Source organism: Micromonospora sp. Llam0 (assembly GCF_003751085.1).
Taxonomy (GTDB): domain Bacteria; phylum Actinomycetota; class Actinomycetes; order Mycobacteriales; family Micromonosporaceae; genus Micromonospora_E.
Genome location: NZ_RJJY01000001.1, coordinates 3,525,804 through 3,549,494, shown reverse-complemented (window position 1 = coordinate 3,549,494; position 23,691 = coordinate 3,525,804). Strand labels below are relative to the sequence as shown.

Annotated in this window: 13 protein-coding genes and 1 pseudogene; 12 read left to right on the top strand and 2 right to left on the bottom strand. The window is 71.3% G+C overall.

The window, feature by feature from the left end; all coding sequences use genetic code 11:
* Nucleotides 1-115 precede the first annotated feature (115 nt).
* From EDC02_RS15430 to EDC02_RS15405, 5 genes are all read left to right on the top strand, one after another.
* Nucleotides 116-2,284: a hypothetical protein gene (locus EDC02_RS15430; protein ID WP_158632200.1), complete on the top strand. Its 2,169-nt coding sequence runs from the start codon at nt 116-118 to the stop codon at nt 2,282-2,284.
* Nucleotides 2,285-2,306: 22 nt separating this feature from the next.
* Nucleotides 2,307-7,160: a hypothetical protein gene (locus tag EDC02_RS39555; RefSeq protein WP_148083472.1), complete on the top strand. Its 4,854-nt coding sequence runs from the start codon at nt 2,307-2,309 to the stop codon at nt 7,158-7,160.
* Between the two features lie 112 nt (nt 7,161-7,272).
* Nucleotides 7,273-7,719, top strand: a complete 447-nt coding sequence (gene hisI / locus EDC02_RS15415) for a phosphoribosyl-AMP cyclohydrolase (protein ID WP_123602556.1) — start codon at nt 7,273-7,275, stop codon at nt 7,717-7,719.
* Nucleotides 7,716-9,275: an anthranilate synthase component I gene (locus EDC02_RS15410; protein ID WP_123602555.1), complete on the top strand. Its 1,560-nt coding sequence runs from the start codon at nt 7,716-7,718 to the stop codon at nt 9,273-9,275. The genes hisI and EDC02_RS15410 overlap by 4 nt, the downstream gene beginning before the upstream one ends.
* Entirely contained in the window at nt 9,272-9,874 is a 603-nt protein-coding gene (locus EDC02_RS15405) for a Trp biosynthesis-associated membrane protein (protein ID WP_123602554.1), read from the top strand. The genes EDC02_RS15410 and EDC02_RS15405 overlap by 4 nt, the downstream gene beginning before the upstream one ends.
* Nucleotides 9,875-9,944: 70 nt before the next feature.
* On the opposite strand, the pseudogene EDC02_RS15400 reads toward EDC02_RS15405, so the two are convergent.
* Nucleotides 9,945-10,187 (bottom strand): annotated as a pseudogene (locus tag EDC02_RS15400) (hypothetical protein); the annotation flags it as partial.
* A gap of 435 nt (nt 10,188-10,622) precedes the next feature.
* On the opposite strand from EDC02_RS15400, the gene trpC reads away from it, so the two are divergent.
* The 5 genes from trpC to EDC02_RS15375 all read left to right on the top strand — a co-directional run bounded on the left by trpC (nt 10,623) and on the right by EDC02_RS15375 (nt 16,019).
* Nucleotides 10,623-11,426 carry an indole-3-glycerol phosphate synthase TrpC gene (trpC, locus tag EDC02_RS15395; protein WP_123604823.1) on the top strand — a complete coding sequence of 268 codons (804 nt, stop codon included), beginning with the start codon at nt 10,623-10,625 and terminating at the stop codon, nt 11,424-11,426.
* On the top strand, nt 11,423-12,706 hold the full coding sequence (gene trpB / locus EDC02_RS15390; RefSeq protein WP_123602553.1) for a tryptophan synthase subunit beta: 1,284 nt from the start codon (nt 11,423-11,425) through the stop codon (nt 12,704-12,706). The genes trpC and trpB overlap by 4 nt, the downstream gene beginning before the upstream one ends.
* Nucleotides 12,703-13,503: a tryptophan synthase subunit alpha gene (gene trpA, locus EDC02_RS15385; RefSeq protein ID WP_123602552.1), complete on the top strand. Its 801-nt coding sequence runs from the start codon at nt 12,703-12,705 to the stop codon at nt 13,501-13,503. Before trpB ends, trpA begins: the two co-directional genes overlap by 4 nt.
* 72 nt (nt 13,504-13,575) lie before the next feature.
* Nucleotides 13,576-14,763, top strand: coding sequence for a prolipoprotein diacylglyceryl transferase (gene lgt / locus EDC02_RS15380; RefSeq protein ID WP_233605949.1), 1,188 nt, complete (start codon nt 13,576-13,578; stop codon nt 14,761-14,763).
* Nucleotides 14,764-14,807: 44 nt separating this feature from the next.
* Entirely contained in the window at nt 14,808-16,019 is a 1,212-nt protein-coding gene (locus EDC02_RS15375; RefSeq protein WP_123602551.1) for an NAD(P)/FAD-dependent oxidoreductase, read from the top strand.
* Nucleotides 16,020-16,065: 46 nt separating this feature from the next.
* Here the strand turns inward: EDC02_RS15375 and EDC02_RS41625 are convergent, their stop codons facing one another.
* Complete coding sequence (locus tag EDC02_RS41625) at nt 16,066-17,124, bottom strand: GNAT family N-acetyltransferase (RefSeq protein ID WP_233605948.1); 1,059 nt, start codon at nt 17,122-17,124, stop codon at nt 16,066-16,068.
* A gap of 146 nt (nt 17,125-17,270) precedes the next feature.
* Here EDC02_RS41625 and gltB point away from each other — a divergent pair, with 146 nt between their 5' ends.
* On the top strand, nt 17,271-21,890 hold the full coding sequence (gltB, locus tag EDC02_RS15365) for a glutamate synthase large subunit (RefSeq protein WP_233605947.1): 4,620 nt from the start codon (nt 17,271-17,273) through the stop codon (nt 21,888-21,890).
* Nucleotides 21,883-23,451 carry a glutamate synthase subunit beta gene (locus EDC02_RS15360; protein WP_123602549.1) on the top strand — a complete coding sequence of 523 codons (1,569 nt, stop codon included), beginning with the start codon at nt 21,883-21,885 and terminating at the stop codon, nt 23,449-23,451. Before gltB ends, EDC02_RS15360 begins: the two co-directional genes overlap by 8 nt.
* Nucleotides 23,452-23,691 lie beyond the last annotated feature (240 nt).

Genomic DNA, 23,691 nt, shown 5'->3' with positions numbered 1-23,691 from the left:
TGCCGGTTCACGGATCCCGGGAAAGGAGCGCTGTGCGCCGAAGAGGGACGTGGGGTTGTCCCCCGGGCACGGAGGACACTGTGGTCCGTCGTATCCATCGTGAGGAGAAGCTGACGTGGCCGGGAAGGGCAACTGCGCGGACTTCGTGATCGATGCGGGCAAGGCGTTGTTCCTGCCCGGGTCAGCCCCGGACGCCGTCGGTCGCAAGTTGCTCGACCTCTTCGGCGGCAGCACGGCGCCGCCGCGCACGACGGTCCTCTTCGTGTCCGCCACCGACGTGCAGAGTCCGGACGTACGGGACTTTCTGCGTCGCGAGCTGGACAAAGACCTGCATCCCACGGTGACGGTCTTCGACCCGCAGCGGTCCACCCTGGTGGACGACTTCGCGGAGCTCGACGCGGCGCGGAACTCCCTCGGTGCGGACATCAACCTGCCGCCGACGATGGCCGTGCCGGATGCCGCCGCCGGCGATGTCGTACAGGTCGACGACTCCCTGCGCCGCCTCGCTCCGGTCTCGACGATCGAGCAGCGGCAGGCGTTGCGGACGCTGGCGGCCGACTCGGCGCCGGCCGGCCCGGACAAGCTGGCCCGCTACCTTGAGCAGGCGCCGCCCGGCCTGACCGACGGACCAGATCCGACCGCCGACCACTCCGCGTTGCTCGGCGTGCCGCACGCGCTCTTCGGCGACCGGCCAGGTCTCGACCTGCCCACCCTTCTCGGGTCACCGGGGCGGGTGTCGCTGGCCGACGTCCGGCGGGTTGTCGACGGCCAGCTCACCGGGCTGGCTCCGTCGACGGTGGTGAACGAGCTGGCGAGCGGGCGAGCCGTGGCCGCCCTGGTGCACGGCTGGCCGCCCGGCGCCACCGAGCCGCAGGTTCGGTGGCTGTACCGGGACCGCGACGGCGCCGTGCGTTGGGGGGTCGAGGGCACGCCGAAGGTCGACCGGGACGGCTCGGCGGACCTGCGGACCAGGTTGCTGGAGCAGCCGCAGACCACCGTACTTCTGCTCGGACCGGACGGGGCCGCAGTCGCGCCTCCCGAGCCACCGGCGGTCGTCTCCGAGCCTGTCCGGAGCACCCTGCACCTGTCGGTCCGCAGCCGGGCGTCGGGCAACTCGATCCTCATCGGGCCGTGGGACGACGACTTCGTCGGCCCGAAGCAGCAGGAGATCCGCCAGGTCGCCGATTCGTCGGACCAGCTGAACGTCCCGCTGAACGTCCGGCGCGGGCAGCCCCGCGACGGGCTGTCCACTCTTGAACCCGCTATCGCGGACGCGCTGCACACGACGTTGGAGAACAACCGTGGCATCCGGGTCGTGGTGGCCACCGAGGCGAACGACCAACTGACCTGGCTGACCACCCAGCGACACCAACGGGCGTCGGTGCATCCGATGGACGAGGGCTGGAAGAGGCTGTGGGTCGCCACCGGGCCGGACGGACAGACGGAACGGTACAGCGACCCCTCGGACGCACTGCGGCGCGCGACAACGCTGGCGGATCCCCTGCCCGACACCACGATGCCCGAGGTCCGGGCCCTGCTGGCGTCCGCCACCTGGAGGGACGCCGAGGCGTTCTTCCGCGACCGCATCGACCGGTTGCGCACCCCCGACGCCGCGGCCGAGGTGGTCCGGCTGGTCCGGCAGTACACCGAAATCAGCTCGGGCAGGGACCGGCTCGGCGACGGTCTCATCCGGGACAGCACGTTCTTCGTGCCGGACGTCAGCACCCCCGCGTTCGCGACGGTGCTGAAGACCGCGGTGAACGCCGGCGACGACTCGAAGCCGTCGATCGAGCCCCGCAAACCATGGCTCCTCGACGAGATCGAGCCACACACTCAGCGCGCGGACGAGAACCTGTTGTTCGGCTACCTCACCGACCGCCCGCTGAACCTGTCCAGCCCGGTGGGCGAGTACCTGACCGGTCTGCTCTGGCTCCGCGAGATGATGCAGGCCATGCTCAGTGCGGCCACCGGCATCACCGGGCCGGACGGGCTGTCGGTGATCAGGGCGAAGGGCGAGCTGGACGGCGAACGGGCGGCGCGGACCCCGGGGCAGCCGGAGCAGCTGCGGGCGCATGCGGTCATCGCCGAGAACTTCCTGGGCATTCTCTTTCCCGACCAGGCCGGCCACACCGGGGCGGAGCAGCTCCTCGATGCGATCGACTGCCTGACCGGCGAGGACCGCGTGGCCTGGTACTACATGATCAAGCACATGGCGAAACCGTTCCGGCCGGCCGAACAAGACGTCAACAGGCTCAGGGACCGCATCTCAAACTGCGCCCAGTAGGCCGATTCGTAGGAGTGTTTTGATGTCGTGCTACCCCTCCGTGGTCGAAAGCGGCGCGTTCGTTTCGCCGGATCCGAATGCTGAGGTTCCGGGGTGGGTGCGTGACGCGCCGCGTATTCCGGGGATCGTCCGGGTGTACTTTGATCATGATGCACTGGGTTCCCTCAGCCTCACCGACACGCTGTTGAGTAACCTGGCCACGCTCGATCGGTGGGTCGACAGCCCGAGCGATGACGAGGTGCGGGTCATTACGCGGGCCGCCGCCGAGGAGCGGACCGGAAAGCACCATCTTGACCTGGATCTGCCGGGCCGGACGGACCTGCTGGACCCCTCGGACGATCGGGTGTTGCCGATCGACGATCGCCATCGCATCGTCCCGGTTGACCGGGCTACCGGGGTGCGGATCGTGCCAGAGGTGCACCTCCTGGACCGCGATCCTGGTGTGCGGGATCCCTCGGTGCTGCCATTCGAGGGACAGTTCCCGGGTCAGTTGCGTGTTCAGGGCGAGATGGTGCGCCTCGGTCTTCCTGCGGGGTTGGTGAACGAACGGCACTCGGTGGTGTCCGCCATCCCGGCGCCGGCGGCGCCGACGCGGACCGCAGGCGGTTATCCGGAGCTGCTGGGCCATCTCAATTCGTTGCCGGTCGGTAGCCGGACCATCGTGCAGGTCATCTCGGGCGACGGCGTCGACACATACACGGCACTGGCAATTAGCGGTCCCAAGGGCCCGGCCGTGCTGCAGGAAACGGCCGGTAAGATCGGCGCGGCGCCGTTCCCCCGCCGGTTCGCAGCCATCCGGCACGCACCTCTGCCGTCCGTGGCGGAGCCGGCGCGGCCTCCGAGGCCGGCGATGGTGTTGCGGGCGGGTGTCGACAGCGAGATCGTGGCGGGCCTGCTGGCTGGGTTGCGGGCCGTCGCGGTGGAGTACGGTGCCCGGGTACGCGACGCACTGGCGCCGCATGCGAGTGAGTCGGCGTATGCGGACGCGATGGCCGGGTGGAACAGCTTCATGACGTCGTTGCTTTCCTACGATGGGTCTACTTTCGACAGGAGTGCTCATCCGGAACAGGTCTTCGGTGCCTACGAGAGTGTTCATAACCGGCTGGCGGGCCTCGACAAGATCGCCGCTCACCCGTTGCCGCCGATCGAGGACACCTTACCGCCTGCCTACTTCGTGCCGGTGCGGGACGCTGATGTCAATCAGTCGGTGAATGTGGCTACCCTGGACTGGGCGACCGGCGAGCATGCCGTTTCTGTGCACGATTTGAGGAGGAGGCAGGGAGAACTTCTTGCAGGTCGTCAGGAACTTCTCCAGTTCTTGTCAAATATCATGGAGACCGCGACCCGAGTTTTTGATGATTCGACTTCTCGTCGTCAACGGAGTGGTGACAGCCAGGGGAAGATAGATTCGTTCCAGAGGGCTGTCGATGCTTACTGGATCCTTGCTTCGGGGCGTTTGGGTTACGCCAATCTGGAGACGGACCAGCAGAAGGAGTTCTTCAACTCTAATTATCGGGACTATCTGCCGATCTATCGCGAGTTGGGTAGGCAGTTCAGAACTCTGGCGGATCATGCGCGGAAGAATCCGAAGAGGATCGCGGGGGATAGGGATCGTGATCGCACGGATCGCGATCGCATCAACAGGCACCTTCCCGATATGAGGCGCTTCGTGAAGCGGCTTCCGGATGCCGAGGCGAAGCTTCGGCGGGCGCGCACCAATATTGTTCGCATTGTGGCGAGTGAGCAGAGCGGTTTTGTCGCACAGAATACTCGCGACAGGTACGAGACTCAGAATCGTCGGGCTACTTTCCGTTATGAAAGCCGGATCGACGACGAAGACGTATGCGCTTCGCTTAATGATCCGGATCCGGTAACCGGCAAGCGCTATAGCGATGGACAAAAGCTCAAGATTGACGACGCCCGACAGGCTCTTCTGGCGCGCCATTATGAAGAGTGGGCCTGTGGAACTCTTGCGGCTGATGCGAGGGTCCGGTTGAATCAGTTGCTGTCTCCTGCCGGGCGCGCCGGCTCGGGTGACCAGCTCTCGCTGATCGACTACGGAGTATCCGAGCATGGCGCGAGCACATTCGATCATTATGGAGTTCATGTCGGTCCGACCCTCCAGCCTGAGTCGGTGATCTACGATCCCTGGACGCGTCAGACCACGATTACGACCGCAGAGGATCTAACCGTCCCGGCTGTGCATCGCTATGGGCAAATCGATGCGTACTTCGCCGACGGTTACGACTGGACGCAGGTCGCTGAGCGGTACATCGACTGGGATCGGATGCGGGAGCTGGACGAAAATCCTCCGGAGCGGCAGGCGGTTGCTCCAGAGGATGTCTCAGATGTCGACTACGGCAGCCTCGAGTACGCCCGGAACAACGATTCCGCTGCAGATCGGATGGAGTTGTCTGCGTATGGCATGAGTGCGACCGCTGCCAGCGAATGGCAACCCAATCCCGACCTCTTCCATGAGTCGTCGGAGGGCTGGGCGCAGGACCATCCTCCCTCCGGTCTCGGTCGGACCGACGTGGCCGAAGGTGAATTCCAGTACGAGGACTACGAGGACTACGACGATCAGGAGTACCCGTACCAGCAGGGTGAATTCGGCGGCGGCTATTATGGTTCGAATGCTGGTCCGTCGACCTACCCGGTGAAGGTGAATGCTTCGGCTGGATTCCGGCCGTCGCTGCCTGGTTCGGTTGGTGAGCTCACCTCGCGGTATGACGACTTGCGAGCCTCGCTGGATCGGGCCGGACCTGTGCTGGCTGATGTGCTGGATCGGACCGGTACGCGGCCGCATTGGGACACGCTGGTTTCGGCTACGGATCGTGTTGAAGTGGACCGCCAGCTAGGTGATCTCGGTTTCGCCGCGACGCAGCAGGCGTTCGGTGATCACTGGCTGCTACTCGATCAGATCATCGATCGGCTTGACCCTGCCGTCACATTGGATGATGTGCCGGCCGCCGCGGCGTTGCAGGAGCTCCGAGGGCGGCTGGGGGCGCCGCTCGGCCGGATCGATTCGGTGAGATACCACGAGATGCACACGGCGGTGGTGCGGCACCTGCCGGGCGGTTCGGAGTGGACCGGCCAGCCCGGCCCGGACGGCGTGCCGAGCCCGATCCTCTCGCCGGTGTACGGACCGCTCGCCGCCTCCGTACGGGAGTTGCGGATCGACGGACGGCCGCTGGTGTCCACCGACGAGGCGGCGAATCCGATCGTCCTGCTGGACACGCGTCAGGAGCCGGTGTTCGCGTCCAACTACTCGGCCGACGAGGCACCGGTCCTGGTCGACCGGATCCTGGACCGGCACTACGCCGCGATGGCGGCGGCGACGGAACCGTTCGAGAGGCTGCGCGCCATCAGCGAGACGGTCGTCGCCCTGCACATCGGCCATTTCCACACAGACGGCAATGCCCGGGTGAACGTCGACCTGTTGCTGCATCGTCTGATGATCGACGCGGGTTTCGATCCGGTGATCTTCCCGGACATGAGCCGGAGCTTCAACGGTCACCGGGACGTCGACTCGCTCGCCCAGAGCCTGGCCAACCGGCAGGGCCGTCCCCTCGCCGAGCACCTCGGTATCCACGACGGTCACCTGACCGACGCCGAGATGCCACCGCCTCCGCCGCACGACGATCCGCTCGCGCGGCCGATGAGTGAGCGGGCTCCCGCCGAACCGGCCGCCGTGTCGCTCACCGACTTCCTCACCGGCGGGGCGCCCGCGTTCGACGCGTCGGTGCGTCCCGGAGCGTACGAGGTCTTCGCGGCCGGGCTGCACCGGCCGGACCCAGCCGTACCGAATTTCTACTCCCCGGCCGGCGCGGATCCGGCGCGGGTCGGCTCGCTCGGACGGGACGTCGCGGAGCTGATCGATGCCGGTCTGGCGCAGGCGCTGGCGGCGACGCCGGACGTCCCGGCCCTGCATTTGCCGGTGACCGAACATGGCGGCAGGGCCACGGAGGCGGACGTCCGGGGGCTGAATCACACGTTGGAGCTGTTTGCCCAGGCAGGGGTACTGCCGGTGGTGGCGACCCGTGGTGCGATCGACCCGGACACCGCCCAGATGTTGGACAGATACGGCGCGGCGGCGTGGCATGCGGCCTCCGGGGGCGGGGCGGATTCGGGTGGTGGCTTCCGGCTCCGTCGGCCGGGCTCTCGGGGTCGCACCGGGCAGCCGGGAGCGACGTACGTCGGGATCGATGCGCGGGCACACCACTCCGCGGTCGCGCAGGCGCGGCCGACCGTGGTGGACAAGGCGCCGGAGCCGGTTCTCGAGGTCTTGCTCGAGGAGAATCCGCAGCGGCAGCGGGAACTGATGAACGACCGGCCGGAGCTCGTCACGTCCGACGACTTCCTGGATCGGGTCACCGGGATGGGCGAGCGGGTGCCGAACGTGCCCGCGGTGCGGCTGCTGCGGCCCGATGTCCGGCTGCGGCGTCTCGGCCTGCCGGATACGGTGCACGGATACGTCGCCACACCGGCGATGGACAGACCGAACATCCTGCTGGAGACGGTCGGGCAGTTGCATGAGCGTGGCGAAGACACCGCGGTGCTGGCCGAGCTGGTGGACGCCGAGACCGCGCACGTCACCGACGGGACGGCGGGCGAGGTCCAGAACCGGGACTTCCTGGTAGATCTGCTGGAAGCGCTCGACCAGGCGAAGGCCGGGGAGTTCACCGGTGCGCGCACGACGGACGGCGAGTTCGCCGGTGTGGAGGCGTTCGTCGACGCGAACCGGCACCGGCTGACCGACTCCGACACCAAGTACCGCATCCTCGAAGCACTCGGCACCTACCACCAGACCCGGTCGACCGATGCGGAGAAGGCGCAGGTTCAGGCCCTCCAGTTCGCCGTGTCGAAGTGTCTGTGAGCAGACGCGGGGAGCTTCCCGGCGGACCCTGCGGGTGCGGTCACACCGCCGGACGCTGAGAACGCCGGAGGCCGCCGCATCCCAGTTCGGCCGTACGGAACAATCGGTCACTGTGCCCGTACCAGATGAACCGCCCGCCGACCCCGCGACCACCCGGGGGCGGCGCGCCGACGGCGACCCCGCGCGTGCGTCCGCCCTCGACCCGGCGATCGCCGCCCGGCTGCGCCGCACCGCCGACGGCCTGGTCGCCGCCGTCGTGCAGCGGCACGGCAGCGGCGAGGTGCTGATGATGGCGTGGATGGACGACGAGGCGCTGCACCGTACCCTCACCACCGGCCGGGCCACCTACTGGTCGCGCAGCCGGCAGGAATACTGGGTCAAGGGCGCCACCTCCGGGCATCACCAGTACGTGCGGTCGGTGCGGCTGGACTGCGACGGCGACGCGGTACTGGTTACGGTCGAGCAGGTCGGTGCCGCCTGCCACACCGGGGCCGGTAACTGCTTCTTCGACGAGCTGCCGGTGACCGGCACCATCGCCGACTCCGAGGAGTTTCAATGATCACCGGTACGGTCAGCCCGGACGAGCCGACCTTTCAGACCCTGGCCCGGCAGCGTCGGGTGGTGCCGGTGACCCGGCGGCTGCTGGCCGACGGCGAGACCCCGGTCGGGGTGTACCGCAAGCTCGCCGGCGGACCCGGCACCTTCCTGCTGGAGTCCGCCGAACAGGGCGCCGGGTCGGCCGGCACCGCCTGGTCGCGCTACTCGTTCATCGGGGTACGCAGCGCGGCGACGCTGACCGAGTCCGGTGGCGGTGCGCGCTGGCTCGGTGACCCGCCCGACGGGGTGCCCACCGGAGGCGACCCGGTCGAGGTGCTGCGGGCGACCGTCGCCGCGTTGACCGGGCCGGCCCCGGACTCCGACCCCGTCGGAGGCGGCCTGCCTCCGCTGACCAGCGGCCTGGTCGGCTACCTCAGCTACGACTTCGTCCGCCGGTTGGAGCGGATCCCCGAGCACACCGAGGACGATCTCGGGCTACCCGAGTTCGGGTTGTTGCTCGCCACCGACCTGGTGGTGCTCGACCACTTCGACGGTACGGCGATCCTGGTCGCCAACGCGGTCCTACCGGCGGCGGCCGACCCGGTCACCGCGGCGGCCGCCTACCACCACGCGATCGGCCGGCTCGACGCGATGACGACCGCCCTGTCCCGGCCCAACCCACCGATGGTGTCGACGATGGATGCGCCTGCCGCGCCCGGGCCGGCGGCCCGTAGCCGGACCGCAGCGGGCGCGTACCCCAAGGCGGTCGAGGAGGCCAAGGAGGCGATCCGGGCCGGTGAGTGTTTCCAGATCGTGCTGGCCCAGCGGTTCGAGCGGGACACCACCGCCGACCCGCTGGACGTCTACCGGGTGCTGCGGGCGACCAACCCCAGCCCGTACATGTACCTGCTGCGGTTCGACGACTTCGACGTGGTGGGTTCGTCACCGGAGGCGCACCTCAAGGTCACCGTCACCGCCGGCGGCACCCGGCGGGCGATGCTGCACCCGATCGCCGGCACCCGGCGGCGGGGGGCCACCCCGCAGGCCGACGCCGCCCTCGCCACCGAGCTGCTCAACGACCCGAAGGAACGGGCCGAGCATGTGATGCTGGTCGACCTGGGCCGCAACGACCTCGGCCGGGTCTGCCGGCCGGGCACCGTCGAGGTGCCCGAGTTCGCCACCGTCGAGCGGTACAGCCACGTGATGCACATCGTGTCGACGGTGGTGGGCGAGCTGCGCGAGGACCGGACCGCGTTCGACGCGCTGGCGGCCACCTTCCCGGCCGGCACCCTGTCGGGCGCGCCGAAGGTCCGGGCGATGGAGATCATCGAGGAGCTGGAGCCGACCCGCCGTGGTCTGTACGGCGGCACCGTCGGCTACTTCGGGTTCGGCGGTGACCTGGACATGGCGATCGCGATCCGGACCGCGCTGATCCGCCGGGGCCGGGCCTACGTGCAGGCCGGCGCGGGGATCGTGGCGGACTCGGATCCGGCCGCCGAGGAACGGGAGACGCAGAGCAAGGCGGCGGCGGTGCTGGTCGCGATCGCCGCCGCCGAGACGCTGCGTCCGGCCCGGTGACCGGTCCGGGCCGGTCGGCCGCGCCGGGGCGGGCGCTGGCCGGCGCCGCCGTCACCTGCCTGGCCGGAGCCGGCCTGGTGCTGTACGCCGCCGGGCGGGACTGGGCGGTCGAGGTGACCGGGCGTCCGGCGCCGCTGCCGGCCGTCGAGGTGGCCCGCGCCGGTGCCGACGTGCTGCCGTGGCTGCCGGCCGTCGCCCTGGTCGGACTGGCCGGCACCGGCGCGGTGCTGGCTACCCGAGGGCTGGCCCGGCGGCTGGTCGGCGCGCTGCTCGCGGCCCTCGGCGTGGCGCTGGCGGCCGGCGGGCTGACGGTGCTGCTCGCTGGCGCCGGTCCGGCCGGTCCGACGACGGACAGCACCGTGTCGGCCCCGCAGTGGCCGGCGTTGACGGTGATCGGTGCGGTGCTGCTCGTCGCCGGCGGGCTGGTCACCGCGCTGCGTTCCCGACACTGGCCGGCGATGGGCGCCCGGTACGAGCGGAGCCGGCCCGGTGGTGACGGGTCCGGCGGCGACCGGTCTAGCCGGTCGACGCTGGACGCGTGGAACGCTTTGGACCGGGGCGAGGACCCGACCGCGGACGACCCGGGCGCCGACCGGTGACGGCTGTGGCGGCGGCTTCAGCGGTGGTGGAGGCTTCAGCGGCGGCGGTCGCGGTTGCTTCATCAGCCGTGTCGGGTACCTCGACGGACCGGGCGGCGGTGAGCGTGGCCACCAGCCGGCGGATCTCGTCCCGCTGGTGGGCACGGGCCCGGTCAGCGCAGATCGCCTCCCAGGCATTGCCCTTGGCGGTACGTACCCGGTGATCGCCGATCACGGCGCGTTCCATGGTGTGCACGACCTCGGCGGCCAGCGAGACCACGGCCCGGGGGATGGCGATCAGGTCGACGTTGGCGTCCCGTGGCGTGCTGCTCATTGCGTCCCCCAGGTGGTTGCGCGGCCGGCGGCTACCGCCGACCAGTCTGCCCGAACCCCATGCTGACCGGGGGCTGTTTCACGGCGGTGACCCGCAGGTCAACTATCGCCCAACGGGGCGGGTGGCACCCGTACCGCCGGTGTTGATCCGCACCACAGCGGAGCCGGCGCGGCCGACACGATATGATCAGCGTCGATGGGGTCCGGTGCTGCCCGGGTGGCCCGGCCCGCGGGTGGCCGTTGGCACGGTGGGTGACGCCCTTCTCACAAAAGTTGGGCATTATGCCCCAGCCCAGATGGTGAGGCGCGCCATACCCCCGACTCCGGCTCACCTGCGCCGCCACCTAGCATCGGGCGCATGACACCCGGAGAGGGGAGTCCGTTGGTGACTGCTGACCAGGAGGACAGCGCCGGACCGTCGGCGCCGACGCTCGGAGTGCTCGACGAGATCATCGCCGGCGTCCGGGCCGAGGTTCAACGCCGCGAAGGGCTGGTCCCGCTGAGCCGGATCCGTGAGCTCGCCGCCGCCGCGCCACCACCGATCGACGCCTGCGCGGCGCTGCGCAAGCCGGGGGTCGGGGTGATCGCCGAGGTCAAGCGGGCCTCGCCGTCCAAGGGAGCGCTGGCCGACATCCCGGACCCGGCCGACCTGGCCTCGGAGTACGCCGCCGGTGGTGCCCGCTGCATCAGCGTGCTGACCGAGCAGCGGTGGTTCGGCGGCTCACTGGATGACCTCACCGCCGTGCGGGCCGCCGTCGAGGTGCCGGTGCTGCGCAAGGACTTCATCGTCTCCAGCTACCAGGTGCACGAGGCCCGCGCCTACGGCGCCGACCTGGTCCTGCTGATGGTGGTCGCGCTGGAGCAGAACGTGCTGGTCGGTCTGCTGGAGCGGATCGAGTCGCTGGGCATGACCGCGCTGGTCGAGGTGCACACCGAGGAGGAGGCCGACCGGGCCCTCGAAGCCGGTGCCCAGGTCATCGGGGTCAACGCCCGTGACCTGCGCACCCTGGAGGTGGACCGGTCGGTGTTCGAGCGGATCGCGCCGGGGCTGCCGAACAGCGTCGTCAAGATCGCCGAGTCGGGGGTGCGCGGGCCGCACGACCTGATCCGGTACGCGTCGGCCGGTGCCGACGCCGTGCTGGTCGGCGAGGGCCTGGTGACCCAGAAGAGCCCTCGGGACGCGGTCGCCGAGTTGGTCAACGCCGGCAACCACCCGGCGACGCCGAGGCCGGTCCGATGAGCGCCCCGAACGCCACCGGTGCCACCGCGTCCGGCACCGGCGCGCGGCCCGCCGCGCTGCCCGACGACACCGGCCACTTCGGCCGCTACGGCGGACGGTTCGTCCCCGAGGCGCTGATCGCAGCCCTCGACGAGCTGGACGTCGCGTACCGGCAGGCGATGGCCGACGACGGCTTCCGGGCCGACTTCGACGGGCTGCTGCGCGACTACGCCGGCACCCCGTCGCTGCTCTACCGGGCCGAGCGGCTGTCCGCGCAGGTCGGTGCGACGGTGCTGCTCAAACGGGAGGACCTCAACCACACCGGCGCGCACAAGGTGCGCAACGTGCTCGGCCAGGCGTTGCTGACCCGGCGGATGGGCAAGCCGCGGATCATCGCCGAGACCGGCGCCGGTCAGCACGGCGTGGCCAGCGCCACCGCCGCCGCCCTGCTGGACCTCGAGTGCGTGGTCTACATGGGCGAGGTGGACACCGAACGGCAGGCGCTCAACGTGGCCCGGATGCGGATGCTCGGTGCCACCGTGGTGCCGGTGACCACCGGGTCGCGCACCCTCAAGGACGCGCTCAACGAGGCGCTGCGCGACTGGGTGGCCAGCGTCGACCACACCCACTATCTGATCGGCACCGCCGCCGGGCCGCACCCGTTCCCAGCGATGGTCCGCGACTTCGTGCGCGGTATCGGTGACGAGGCCCGTCAGCAGTGCCTGGACAGCCTCGGCGGGCTACCGGACGCGGTCACCGCCTGCGTCGGCGGCGGCTCCAACGCCATCGGCATCTTCCACGCCTTCGTCGGCGACGACCAGGTCCGGCTGTACGGCTTCGAGGCCGGCGGTGACGGGGTGGCCACCGGTCGGCACGCGGCCAGCATCACCGGCGGTGCCGCCGGGGTGCTGCACGGCGCCCGAACCTACCTGCTGCAGGACGCCGACGGGCAGACGATGGACTCGCACTCGATCTCGGCCGGGCTGGACTACCCGGCGGTCGGGCCGGAGCACGCCTGGCTGCACGACGCCGGCCGGGCCCGCTACCAGCCGGTCACCGATGCCGAGGCGATGGCGGCCTTCCAGCTGCTCTGCCGCACCGAGGGGATCATCCCGGCGATCGAGAGCGCGCACGCGCTCGCCGGCACGCTGCGGATCATCCCGGAGCTCACCGCCGAGCTGGGCCGCGAGCCGACCATCGTGGTCAGCCTCTCCGGCCGCGGCGACAAGGACGTGCACACCGCCGGCGCGTACTTCGGCATCCTCGACGGGCAGGACCAACTCGACGGGCAGGACCGATGAGCATCTCGGTGGCGTTCGACAAGGCCCGGGCCGAAGGCCGCGCCGTGCTGGTCGGCTGCATGCCGGCCGGTTTTCCCAGCGTCGACGACAGCATCGTCGCGATGCGGGCGATGGTCGACGCCGGGGTCGACGTCATCGAGGTCGAGCTGCCCTACTCCGATCCGGTGATGGACGGCCCGGTGATCCAGCGGGCCAGCGACATCGCCCTGGCCGGTGGGGTCCGCACCGCCGACGCGCTGCGGATCATCGAGGCGGTCGCCGCGACCGGAGCGCCGGTGGTCACCATGACCTACTGGAACCCGATCGAGCGGTACGGCGTTGACGCCTTCGCCCGCGATCTGGCGGCGGCCGGCGGCACCGGGCTGATCACCCCGGACCTGATTCCGGACGAGGCGGACGAGTGGCTGGCCGCCTCGGACGCGTACGGCCTGGACCGGACCTTCCTCGTCTCGCCGTCGTCGACCGACGCCCGGCTGGCGATGACCGTGCGGCACTGCCGGGGCTTCGTCTACGCCACCGCGCTGATGGGTGTCACCGGGGCCCGCGAGCAGTCCTCCGGCGCGGCACCGACCCTGGTCGGTCGGCTGCGTGGGGTCACCGACCTGCCGGTCGGTGTCGGCCTCGGGGTGGGCAACGGCGCACAGGCGGCCGAGGTCGGTTCGTTCGCCGACGGGGTGATCGTCGGCAGCGCGTTGATCCGGTGTCTGCTGGACGCGGCCGATCTGCCCGCCGGGCTGGCCGCGCTGCGTTCGCTCAGCGGCGAACTCGCCGCTGGCGTAGGCGCCGTGACCAGGTGAACCGGCGACACGCCTGACGCTGGCTGACCGGGGGTCCCTGGTTCGGGGGTCACGACGGTAGCGTGTGCACCCGTGACACTCGCCGCGATCCCCAGCCCGGCCACCGCTGTCTGGCAACTTGGTCCGATTCCCATCCGGGCGTACGCGCTCTGCATAGTCCTCGGCATCGTGGTGGCCAGCGCGGTCACCGAGTACCGGCTCCGCCAGCGCGGGGTCCGGCCGTGGGCGGTGCTGGACATCGCCATCTGGGCGGTGCCTTTCGGTATTCTCGGTGCCCGGCTCTATCACGTCGTCTCCTCACCGCAGGCGTACTTCGGCGCCAACGGCAACCCGATCGAGGCGTTCTACATCTGGCAGGGCGGTCTCGGTATCTGGGGCGCCGTCGCCGGTGGCGCTGTCGGCGCCTGGCTGGCCGGCCGACAGCTGGGCATCCCGCTCAGCGTGGTCGCCGACGCGCTCGCCCCCGGCCTGCCGCTCGCCCAGGCCGTCGGCCGGTTCGGCAACTGGTTCAACAACGAGCTGTACGGCGGCCCGACCACGTTGCCGTGGGGCCTGCAGGTGCACCAGATGGACCGCAGCAATCCCGGTCAGGCGCTGCGCGACCCGGAGGGCAACCCGGTGTTGGAGCCGGGGCTCTACCATCCGACGTTCCTGTACGAGGCGGTCTGGAACGTCGGTGTCGCCGCACTGGTGCTGCTCGCCGAACGCCGTTGGAAGCTCGGTGCCGGTCGGGCGTTCGCGGTGTACGTGGCGGGCTACACCGCCGGCCGGTTCTGGATCGAGATGATGCGTACCGACGAGGCCAATGAGATCCTCGGTGTCCGGCTGAACGTGTGGACCTCGGCGGTGGTCTTCCTGGCCGCGCTGGTCTATCTCGTCCGGGTACGCGGCCCGCAGCAGTTCCTCGTGCCGTTGGACGCCGAGGGTCGGCCGCTGCCGCCCGTCGGCGCGCCGACGCCGACCGACGGCGGGTCGGGCGAGACCGGGTCGGGCACTGCCGAGCCGACCGGTGGGGTGTCCCAGATCGATGTCTCGGGCAAGAAACCCTCCGCCGAGTTGGCCGCCGGCTACCGGGTGGTCACCGAGGAGCAGTTCCGGCGGTACGAGAGCACCGGTGAGCTGCCGGCCGGGACCACCGCCGAGACCGACACTGGCAGCAGCACCACCACCGGCGCCGGTGCCGACGGTGTCGCCGACGCCGGGACCGACGCCGGGACCGACGCCGAGACCGGTGCCGGCACCGGCAAGACCGGAAGCTGACCGCCGGTCGGCGGGCGCCGACCGACCGGGGGAGAGGGGGCGGGATGCGTACTGCGGTCGTGGTGGGGGCGGGCATCGGCGGTCTGGCGGTCGCCGGTGCCCTGGCCCGCACCGGTTGGCGGGTCACCCTGCTGGAACGCGAGGACCGGGTCCGGTCCGACGGCACCGCCCTGGTGCTCTGGCCCAATGGTGTACGCGCGTTGCGGGCGTTGGGCCTCGGCGCCGGGCTGGAGGCGATCGCCACCCCGGTGTCGCACACCGGGGTGCGCCGCCCTGATGGGCAGTGGCTGGTGCAGCCCCGGCCGCAGCCGGAGGACCGTGCCCCGGTGGTGGTGCACCGGGAGGATCTGCACGACGCGTTGATCGCCGGTCTCGGCGAGCAGGCGGAGATCCGTACCGGGGTGACCGTCAAGGGTCTGCGCCCGGCGGTGGACCGGCCGGCGGCGGACCGGCCGGCGGTGACCATCGGCCGGGGCGTCGTCGAGGCCGATCTGGTGGTGGCGGCGGACGGCGTGTACAGCGCGCTGCGTCCGGCGCTGGCCCCGGGCAGTTCGGTGGTCAGCTCCGGGTGCTCGGCCTGGCGGGCGGTGATCCCCTGGTACCGGGCGCCGCAGCTGGCCGCCGGCCAGGTCGGCGGCGAGATCCTCGGTGCCGGCTACCGGTTCGTCTCGGCGTCGCTGGGTGAACGGGGCTCGGCCGGTGGCTCCAGCCGGGGCGGTATCTACTGGGTGGCGACCGCCGCCGGGGCCTCCCGCCCGGAGCCGCCGGCGACCCAGCTGACCCTGCTGCGCCGTTGGTTCGCCGGCTGGCCGGCCCCGGTGGGCGAGCTGCTCGCCGCCACCGAGCCGGCCGACCTGGTCCAGCAGGAGGTCCGCGAGCTGCGGCCGCTGCCCCCGGCGTACGGGTTCCCGGTCGGGCCGGGCGGTGTGGTGCTGCTCGGTGACGCGGCGCACGCCATGCCGCACCATCTCGGGCAGGGCGCGTGCCTGGCGTTCGAGGATGCGGCGACGCTGTGCGCCCTGGTCCGGGACACCGTGCCGGGGCCGGCGCTGGTCGCGGCGGTCGAGTCGTACAGCCGGTTGCGTCGGCCCCGGGCGGTGGCGATGGTGCGCCAGACCCGGCGGATGGCGGCGGTGCTGTCGGCGCGGGGCCGGCTGGCGCTGCGGGCCCGGGACGCCACGCTCGGCACGATCAGCCCGCGGCTGATGGGCAGTGTGGCCGCCACCGCCGCGCAGTGGCAGCCGCCGCCGTCCTGACCGTCGCCTGCGGCGAGTGGGCCGGTCGCCCGGCTGAGTGGGCCGGTCAGCCGCCGGGGTGGGCGGTGGGTTCGGCGATGCAGGAGGTGCCCACCCGGCGGAAGCCGAGTCGGTGGTAGAGCATCGCCACGTCGTCGTCGCCGGCGGCCAGGAAGATCAGGTCGACGCCGGCGGCCAGCGCGTGCCGGGCCAGCGCGGCGGTGACCGCCGACGCCAGGCCCTGGCGGCGGGCCGGTGCCACGGTGCCGACGCCGACGATCTCGGCGACGTCGTCGACCCGGTTGAGCGATCCGACGGCGGCCGGCTGCCCGCCGGCGGGCAGCTCAGCCGAGGGCAGCCCGGCCAGGGCGATGGTGTGGCTGCCGGCGGCGATCGCCGACCGTTCGTGGTCGACCAGGGCGTCCGGCAGCGCCGGATCGTCGACGGCGGCCGCGACCGGTGGGGTCATCGGGCCTGTCGTGACCAGCGGTTCGTCGGTGACCAGCGGGGCGGTCGGGGCGGCGGTGGCGAGCCCGCCGGAGGCCGGCGCGGACTGCCCGGCCGGGTCCGACGCGACACCGCCGGGACCGCCATTGTCGACAGTGGGAAATGTCACTGTAACAATCTCGGGGGCGTCGGCGCCGACGGTCGGCAGCCCGGTGCCGGCGCCCCCGGACGGGGCGAACGCGGCCTGGGCGATGGTGAACCAGGTGGTGAGATCGGCCGCGAAGTCGGGTGAGTCCGGGTCGAGCAGCCGCACCGGCCGGTCGGCGAACCGGTCAACCGGGGGCAGAGCGGCCGGGTCGAGCACCATCAGCGGTGCCTGTCGCACGCCGAGCCCGGCTGACCGGGCCACCGCCAGCAGGTCCGGGTTGATCTCGTGGATCCATTCGAAGGACTCGGGGAGGCCCAGTTCGCGCTGCCGGGCGCGTACGGTGGTGATGTCGGCGGCGGCCGGCGGCGCGGTCACGCCTACCCGGGGGCGGGCGTAGAACGGCCAACCCGCCTCCTCCTTCCGCACGAAAAGTACATAGTCACCCAGCTCTTCGGGGCGGGCGGCAGCACGCGGTACGGCGTCGCAGAACCGGTCCAGCCGATCGAGGAGTGCGTTCTCCTGGTTGGCCACCTTGTGAGACTACACGTCCCATACAATGGACGTGTGATCAATTCGCACTGGTGATGTCCGGTGGCCCCTCACGTAGACTCAGAAAACTCTCCAGGGCCGACGTCGTCCCGAAATCTGTTCATGCGCGAGTGACGACAGGAGGCCCGGTGGTTCTTCCGTACCCGCAGGGACCGCACCCCTGCCCGCCGCAGGCATCCCAGCCGCCGGCGCAGGGTCTCTACGACCCCGCCCACGAGCACGACGCGTGTGGTGTCTCTTTCGTGGCGGACCTCAACGGCCGCCGTTCGCACGACGTGGTGGCCAAGGGCCTGGCTGCGCTGTGCCGGCTCGACCACCGTGGTGCGCGGGGTGCGGAGCAGAACACCGGCGACGGCGCCGGCATCATGATCCAGGTCCCGGACGCGTTCCTGCGGGCCGTCGTCGACTTCGACCTGCCGCCGGCCGGGCAGTACGCCACCGGCCTGGTGTTCCTGCCCGCCGACCCGGCCGACGAGGCCCGGGTCCGCCGGATCGTCGAAAAGTACGCCCTGGTCGAGGGCGCCGACGTGCTCGGCTGGCGGGACGTGCCGGTGCAGCCGGACGGGCTCGGCGAGACCGCCGACGCCGCCCGGCCCCGGATCGCGCAGCTCTTCCTGTCCGCGCACCGACTGACCGACTCGGCGGCCGGCCCGGCCGGCACCCCGTTGACCGGGCTGGACCTGGACCGGGTGGCGTTCTGCGTACGCAAGCAGGCCGAGCGGGAGAGCGCCGAGCGCGGCGTGACCGCCTACTTCCCGTCGCTGTCCGGCCGGACCATGGTCTACAAGGGCATGCTCACCCCCGACCAGCTGCCCGAGTTCTACCCCGACCTGCGCGACGAGCGGGTGGCCAGCGCGATCGCCCTGGTGCACTCCCGGTTCTCCACCAACACGTTCCCGTCCTGGCCCCTGTCGCACCCGTACCGGTTCATCGCGCACAACGGCGAGATCAACACGATCCGGGGCAACAAGAACTGGATGAACGCCCGCGAGGCGCTGCTCGCCACGCCGGGCATCCCGGGCAACATCCGCCGGCTGTTCCCGGTCTGCACCCCGCAGGCGTCCGACTCGGCCAACTTCGACGAGGTGCTCGAACTGCTGCACCTGGCCGGGCGCAGCCTGCCGCACGCCGTACTGATGATGATCCCGGAGGCCTGGGAGAACGACCCCGGGATGGAGCCGGCGAAGCGTGACTTCTACCGCTTCCACGCCAGCCTGATGGAGCCGTGGGACGGCCCCGCCTCGGTCGCCTTCACCGACGGTGAGCTGGTCGGCGCGGTGCTGGACCGCAACGGGCTGCGGCCGGGCCGCTGGTGGCGTACCAGCGACGGCCTGGTGGTGCTGGGCAGCGAAGCCGGCGTGCTCGACCTCGACCCGGCGACCGTGGTCGCCAAGGGCCGGCTGCGGCCGGGCCGGATGTTCCTGGTCGACACCGCCGCCGGGCGCATCGTCGAAGACGAGGAGATCAAGGCCGAGCTGGCCGCCGCCCACCCGTACGGCGACTGGCTGCACGCCGGCCTGATCGACCTGCGGGACCTGCCGGAGCGGGACCACATCGTCTACGCGCACGACTCGGTGCAGCGCCGCCAGCAGACCTTCGGCTACACCGAGGAGGAGCTGAAGATCCTGATCGCGCCGATGGCCCGCAAGGGCGTCGAGCCGATCGGGTCGATGGGCACCGACACCCCGATCTCGCCGCTGTCCACCCGGCCCCGGCTGCTGTTCGACTACTTCCACCAGCTGTTCGCCCAGGTCACCAACCCGCCGCTGGACGCCATCCGGGAGGAGATGGTGACCAGCCTGCAGTCCACCATCGGCCCGGAAGCCAACCTGCTCGACCCGGGTCCGGCGTCCTGCCGGCAGATCGTGCTGCCGTACCCGATCATCGACAACGACGAGCTGGCCAAGATCCTGTCCATCGACGAGGACGGCGACCTGCCCGGCTTCAAGGCGGTCCGGGTCTCCGGCCTGTACCCGCTGCGCGACGGCGCCGGCGGCATCAAGGCCCGGCTCACCGAGATCTGCCGGCACGTGTCCGAAGCGATCGAGGACGGCGTACGGATCTTCGTGCTGTCGGACCGGGACTCGACCGTCGACCTGGCGCCGATCCCGTCGCTGCTGCTCACCGCCGCCGTGCACCAGCATCTGGTGCGCGAGCAGACCCGTACCCAGGTGGCGCTGGTCGTCGAGTCCGGTGACTGCCGCGAGGTGCACCACGCCGCCGTGCTGATCGGCTACGGCGCCGCCGCGGTCAACCCGTACCTGGCCTTCGAGTCGGTCGAGGATCTGATCGCCACCGGCGCGCTGGCCGGCATCACCTCCACCGAGGCGGTCCGCAACTACGTCAAGGCGCTCGGCAAGGGCGTGCTCAAGATCATGTCGAAGATGGGCATCTCGACGGTCTCCTCGTACTGCGGGGCCCAGGTCTTCGAAGCGGTCGGCCTGGACCCCCGGCTGGTCGAGCGCTACTTCGCCGGCACCCCGGGCACCGTCGGCGGGGTCGGGCTGTCCGGCATCCACGCCGAGGTCGCCGCCCGGCACGCCCGCGCGTACCCGTCGAACAGCGCCGAACGCTCGCACCGCCGCCTCGACGTCGGCGGCGAGTACCAGTGGCGGCGCGAAGGCGAACTGCACCTGTTCAACCCGGAGACGGTGTTCCTGCTGCAGCACGCCACCCGCTCCGGGCAGTACGACGTGTTCCGCCGCTACACCGCCACCGTCGACGGCCTCGCCGCCGAGGCCGGCTCGCTGCGCGGGCTGTTCACCCTGCGCGACGGGGTCCGCGAGCCGGTGCCGATCGACGAGGTCGAGCCGGCCAGCGAGATCGTCAAGCGGTTCTCCACCGGCGCGATGAGCTACGGGTCGATCTCCGCCGAGTCGCATGAGACCCTCGCCGTCGCGATGAACCGCCTCGGTGGGCGGTCCAACACCGGCGAGGGCGGCGAGGACGTCGACCGGCTCTACGACCCGGCCCGCCGCTCGGCGGTCAAGCAGATCGCCTCCGGACGGTTCGGCGTCACCAGCGAATACCTGGTCAACGCCGACGACCTGCAGATCAAGATGGCGCAGGGGGCCAAGCCGGGTGAGGGCGGCCAGCTGCCCGGCAACAAGGTGTGGCCGTGGATCGCCAAGACCCGGCACGCCACCCCCGGCGTCGGGCTGATCTCCCCGCCGCCGCACCACGACATCTACTCGATCGAGGACCTCGCCCAGCTGGTGCACGACCTCAAGTGCGTCAACCCGGCCGCCCGGGTGCACGTCAAGCTGGTCAGCGAGATCGGCGTCGGCACCGTCGCCGCCGGGGTCGCCAAGCTCAAGGCCGACGTCATCCTGATCTCCGGGCACGACGGCGGCACCGGCGCGTCCCCGCTGAACTCGCTCAAGCACGCCGGCACCCCGTGGGAGCTGGGCCTGGCCGAGACCCAGCAGACGCTGCTGCTGAACAAGCTGCGCGACCGGGTCACCGTCCAGGTCGACGGCCAGCTCAAGACCGGCCGCGACGTGCTGATCGCGGCGCTGCTCGGCGCCGAGGAGTACGGCTTCGCCACCGCCCCGCTGATCGTCTCCGGCTGCGTGATGATGCGAGTCTGCCACCTGGACACCTGCCCGGTCGGCATCGCCACCCAGAACCCGGTGCTGCGGGAACGCTTCACCGGCAAGCCGGAGTTCGTGGAGAACTTCTTCCTGTTCCTCGCCGAGGAGGTCCGCGGCTACCTGGCCGAGCTGGGCTTCCGGTCGATCGACGAGGCGATCGGCCGGGCCGACCTGCTGGACACCACGCCGGCCGTGGACCACTGGAAGGCCAAGGGCCTGGACCTGTCCGCGGTGCTGCACGTGCCGGCGCTGCCGGCCGGGGCGTCGCTGCGCGGCGTCCGCGCCCAGGACCACGGCCTGGACAAGGCGCTCGACAACGAGCTGATCACCCTGGCCGGGCCGGCGTTGACCGACCGGACCCCGGTGCGGGCGTCGGTGCCGGTACGCAACGAGCACCGCAGCGTCGGCGCGATGCTCGGCGGTGAGGTGACCCGCCGGGTCGGCGGGGCCGGGCTGCCCGACGACACCATCGAGTTCACCCTGACCGGCACCGCCGGGCAGTCGTTCGGCGCGTTCCTGCCGCGCGGGGTGACGCTTCGGCTGGTCGGCGACGCCAACGACTACGTCGGCAAGGGCCTGTCCGGCGGCCGGCTGATCGTCCGCCCGGACCCGGCGGCCCCGTTCGCCGCGCCCGGTGGCGTCGGCGCCGAGGAGCAGATCATCGCTGGCAACACCATCCTGTACGGGGCGACCGCCGGTGAGCTGTTCCTGCGCGGGCGGGTCGGCGAACGGTTCGCGGTGCGCAACTCGGGTGCGGTCACCGTCGTCGAGGGCGTCGGCGACCACGGTTGCGAGTACATGACCGGCGGTACGGTCGTGGTGCTCGGCCCGACCGGGCGCAACTTCGCCGCCGGCATGTCCGGCGGTACGGCGTACCTGTGGCGCCTCGACGAGCAGCTGGTCAACCGGGAGCTGGTGGATCTGGAGCCGGTGGCCGCCGACGCCGAGCCGATGCTGCGTGAGCTGGTCGAGCGGCACTTCGCCGAGACCGACTCGGCGGTGGCCGAGGCGCTGCTCAAGCGCTGGCCGGAGGCGGTGGAGGAGTTCACCGTGGTGGTCCCGCGCGACTACCGCCGGGTGTTGGAGACGATGAGGGCCGCCGAAGCCGCCGGCCGTGACGTGGATGAGGCCGTCATGGAGGTGGCTCGTGCCTGACCCGACCGGATTCCTGCGGATCGACCGGCGGCTGCCGCACCGCCGACCCGTGCCGGTGCGGATCATGGACTGGCGGGAGGTCTATCCGCCGGCCACCGACGAGCTGATCCGCGAGCAGGCGACCCGCTGCATGGACTGCGGGATCCCGTTCTGCCATGACGGCTGCCCGCTGGGCAACCGGATCCCGGACTGGAACGACCTGGTCCGTACGGGTGGTTGGGCGGCGGCGATCGAGTCGCTGCACGCCACCAACAACTTCCCGGAGTTCACCGGGCGGCTCTGCCCGGCGCCGTGCGAGGCGGCCTGCGTGCTGGGCATCGCCGGTGGCGCACCGGTCACCATCAAGCAGGTCGAGGTGGAGATCATCAACCGGGCGGTCGGCGCCGGGCTGATCACCCCGCAGGTGGTGCCGGAGCCGTCCGGCCGGCGGGTCGCGGTGGTCGGTTCCGGCCCGGCCGGGCTGGCCGCTGCCCAGCAGCTGGCCCGCGCCGGGCACGCGGTCACCGTCTTCGAACGTGACGACGCGATCGGCGGCCTGATGCGGTACGGCATTCCCGACTTCAAGTTGGAGAAGGAGCACATCGACCTGCGGTTGGCCCAGTTGGCGGCCGAGGGTGTGCAGTTCCGCACCGGGGTGAACGTCGGCGTCGACGTGACCGCCGAACAGTTGCGCGCCGACCACGACGCGGTACTGCTGGCCTGCGGGGCGCTGGCCGGGCGGGACACCCCGGCGACGCCGGGCCGGGCGCTGCGCGGGGTGCACCTGGCGATGGAGCACCTGGTCGAGTCGAACCGGGTGGTGGCGGCCGCGGCGGCGCACGCCCGCACGGCCGAGGCGGCCGGGGTGGTGGCCGTCGAGCCGCCGTCGGAGTCCGGGTCGTCGCACGTGGACGGCGTACCGGTGGACCGGCCGGCGATCGACGCGGCCGGCCGGCACGTGGTGATCATCGGCGGTGGTGACACCGCCGCCGACTGCCTCGGGGTGGCGCACCGGCAGGGCGCGGCCGGGGTGTACCAGCTGGACCTCTACCCGGAGCCGCCGAGCGCCCGCGACGAGGCACGGGACCCGTGGCCGACCTGGCCGTGGGTGCTGCGCGAGTACCCGGCGCACGAGGAGGGCGGCGAGCGGGTCTTCGCCGTCGCGGTGCAGGAGTTCGTCGACGACGGCACCGGCGCGGTCCGGGCGGTCCGGATCGCCGAGGTGACGGTCACCAAGCGTGACGGCGAGCGGATCCTGACCGTGGTGCCGGGCACCGAGCGGGATCTGCCGGCGGACCTGGTGCTGCTGGCGATCGGGTTCGAGGGCACCGAGCAGCAGCCGTTGCTGGAACAGCTGCGGCTGGTCCGCAACCGGCGCGGGGCGATCGACTCCGACGGTGACTGGCAGACCGCTACCAAGGGGGTCTTCGTCGCTGGCGACATGCACCGGGGGGCGTCGCTGATCGTGTGGGCGATCGCCGAGGGGCGGGCGGCGGCGGCCGCCATCCACTCGTACCTCGGTGGGGTGGGGGAGCTGCCGGCGCCGGTGGTGCCGACGGCGCAACCGCTCGCCGCCCGCTGACCCGGCGCTGCCCGCTGCCCGCTGATCCGGCGCTGCCCGTTGTCGGCGCGGACGGTGACTCTGGGTAGTCCGCCCGGGGTCAGGCTCACTCGGCAGCCTTGATGCCACAGGTGCATCTTGATGCACCTGTGGCATCAAGGCTGGAACGGCACAGGTGCCCGCACCTCTTTCGGGGATGCAGATGTTTCGATAGTATTACCGGCTAGTAACAACCGTTACTCCCCACGGCCACGCGCGCGG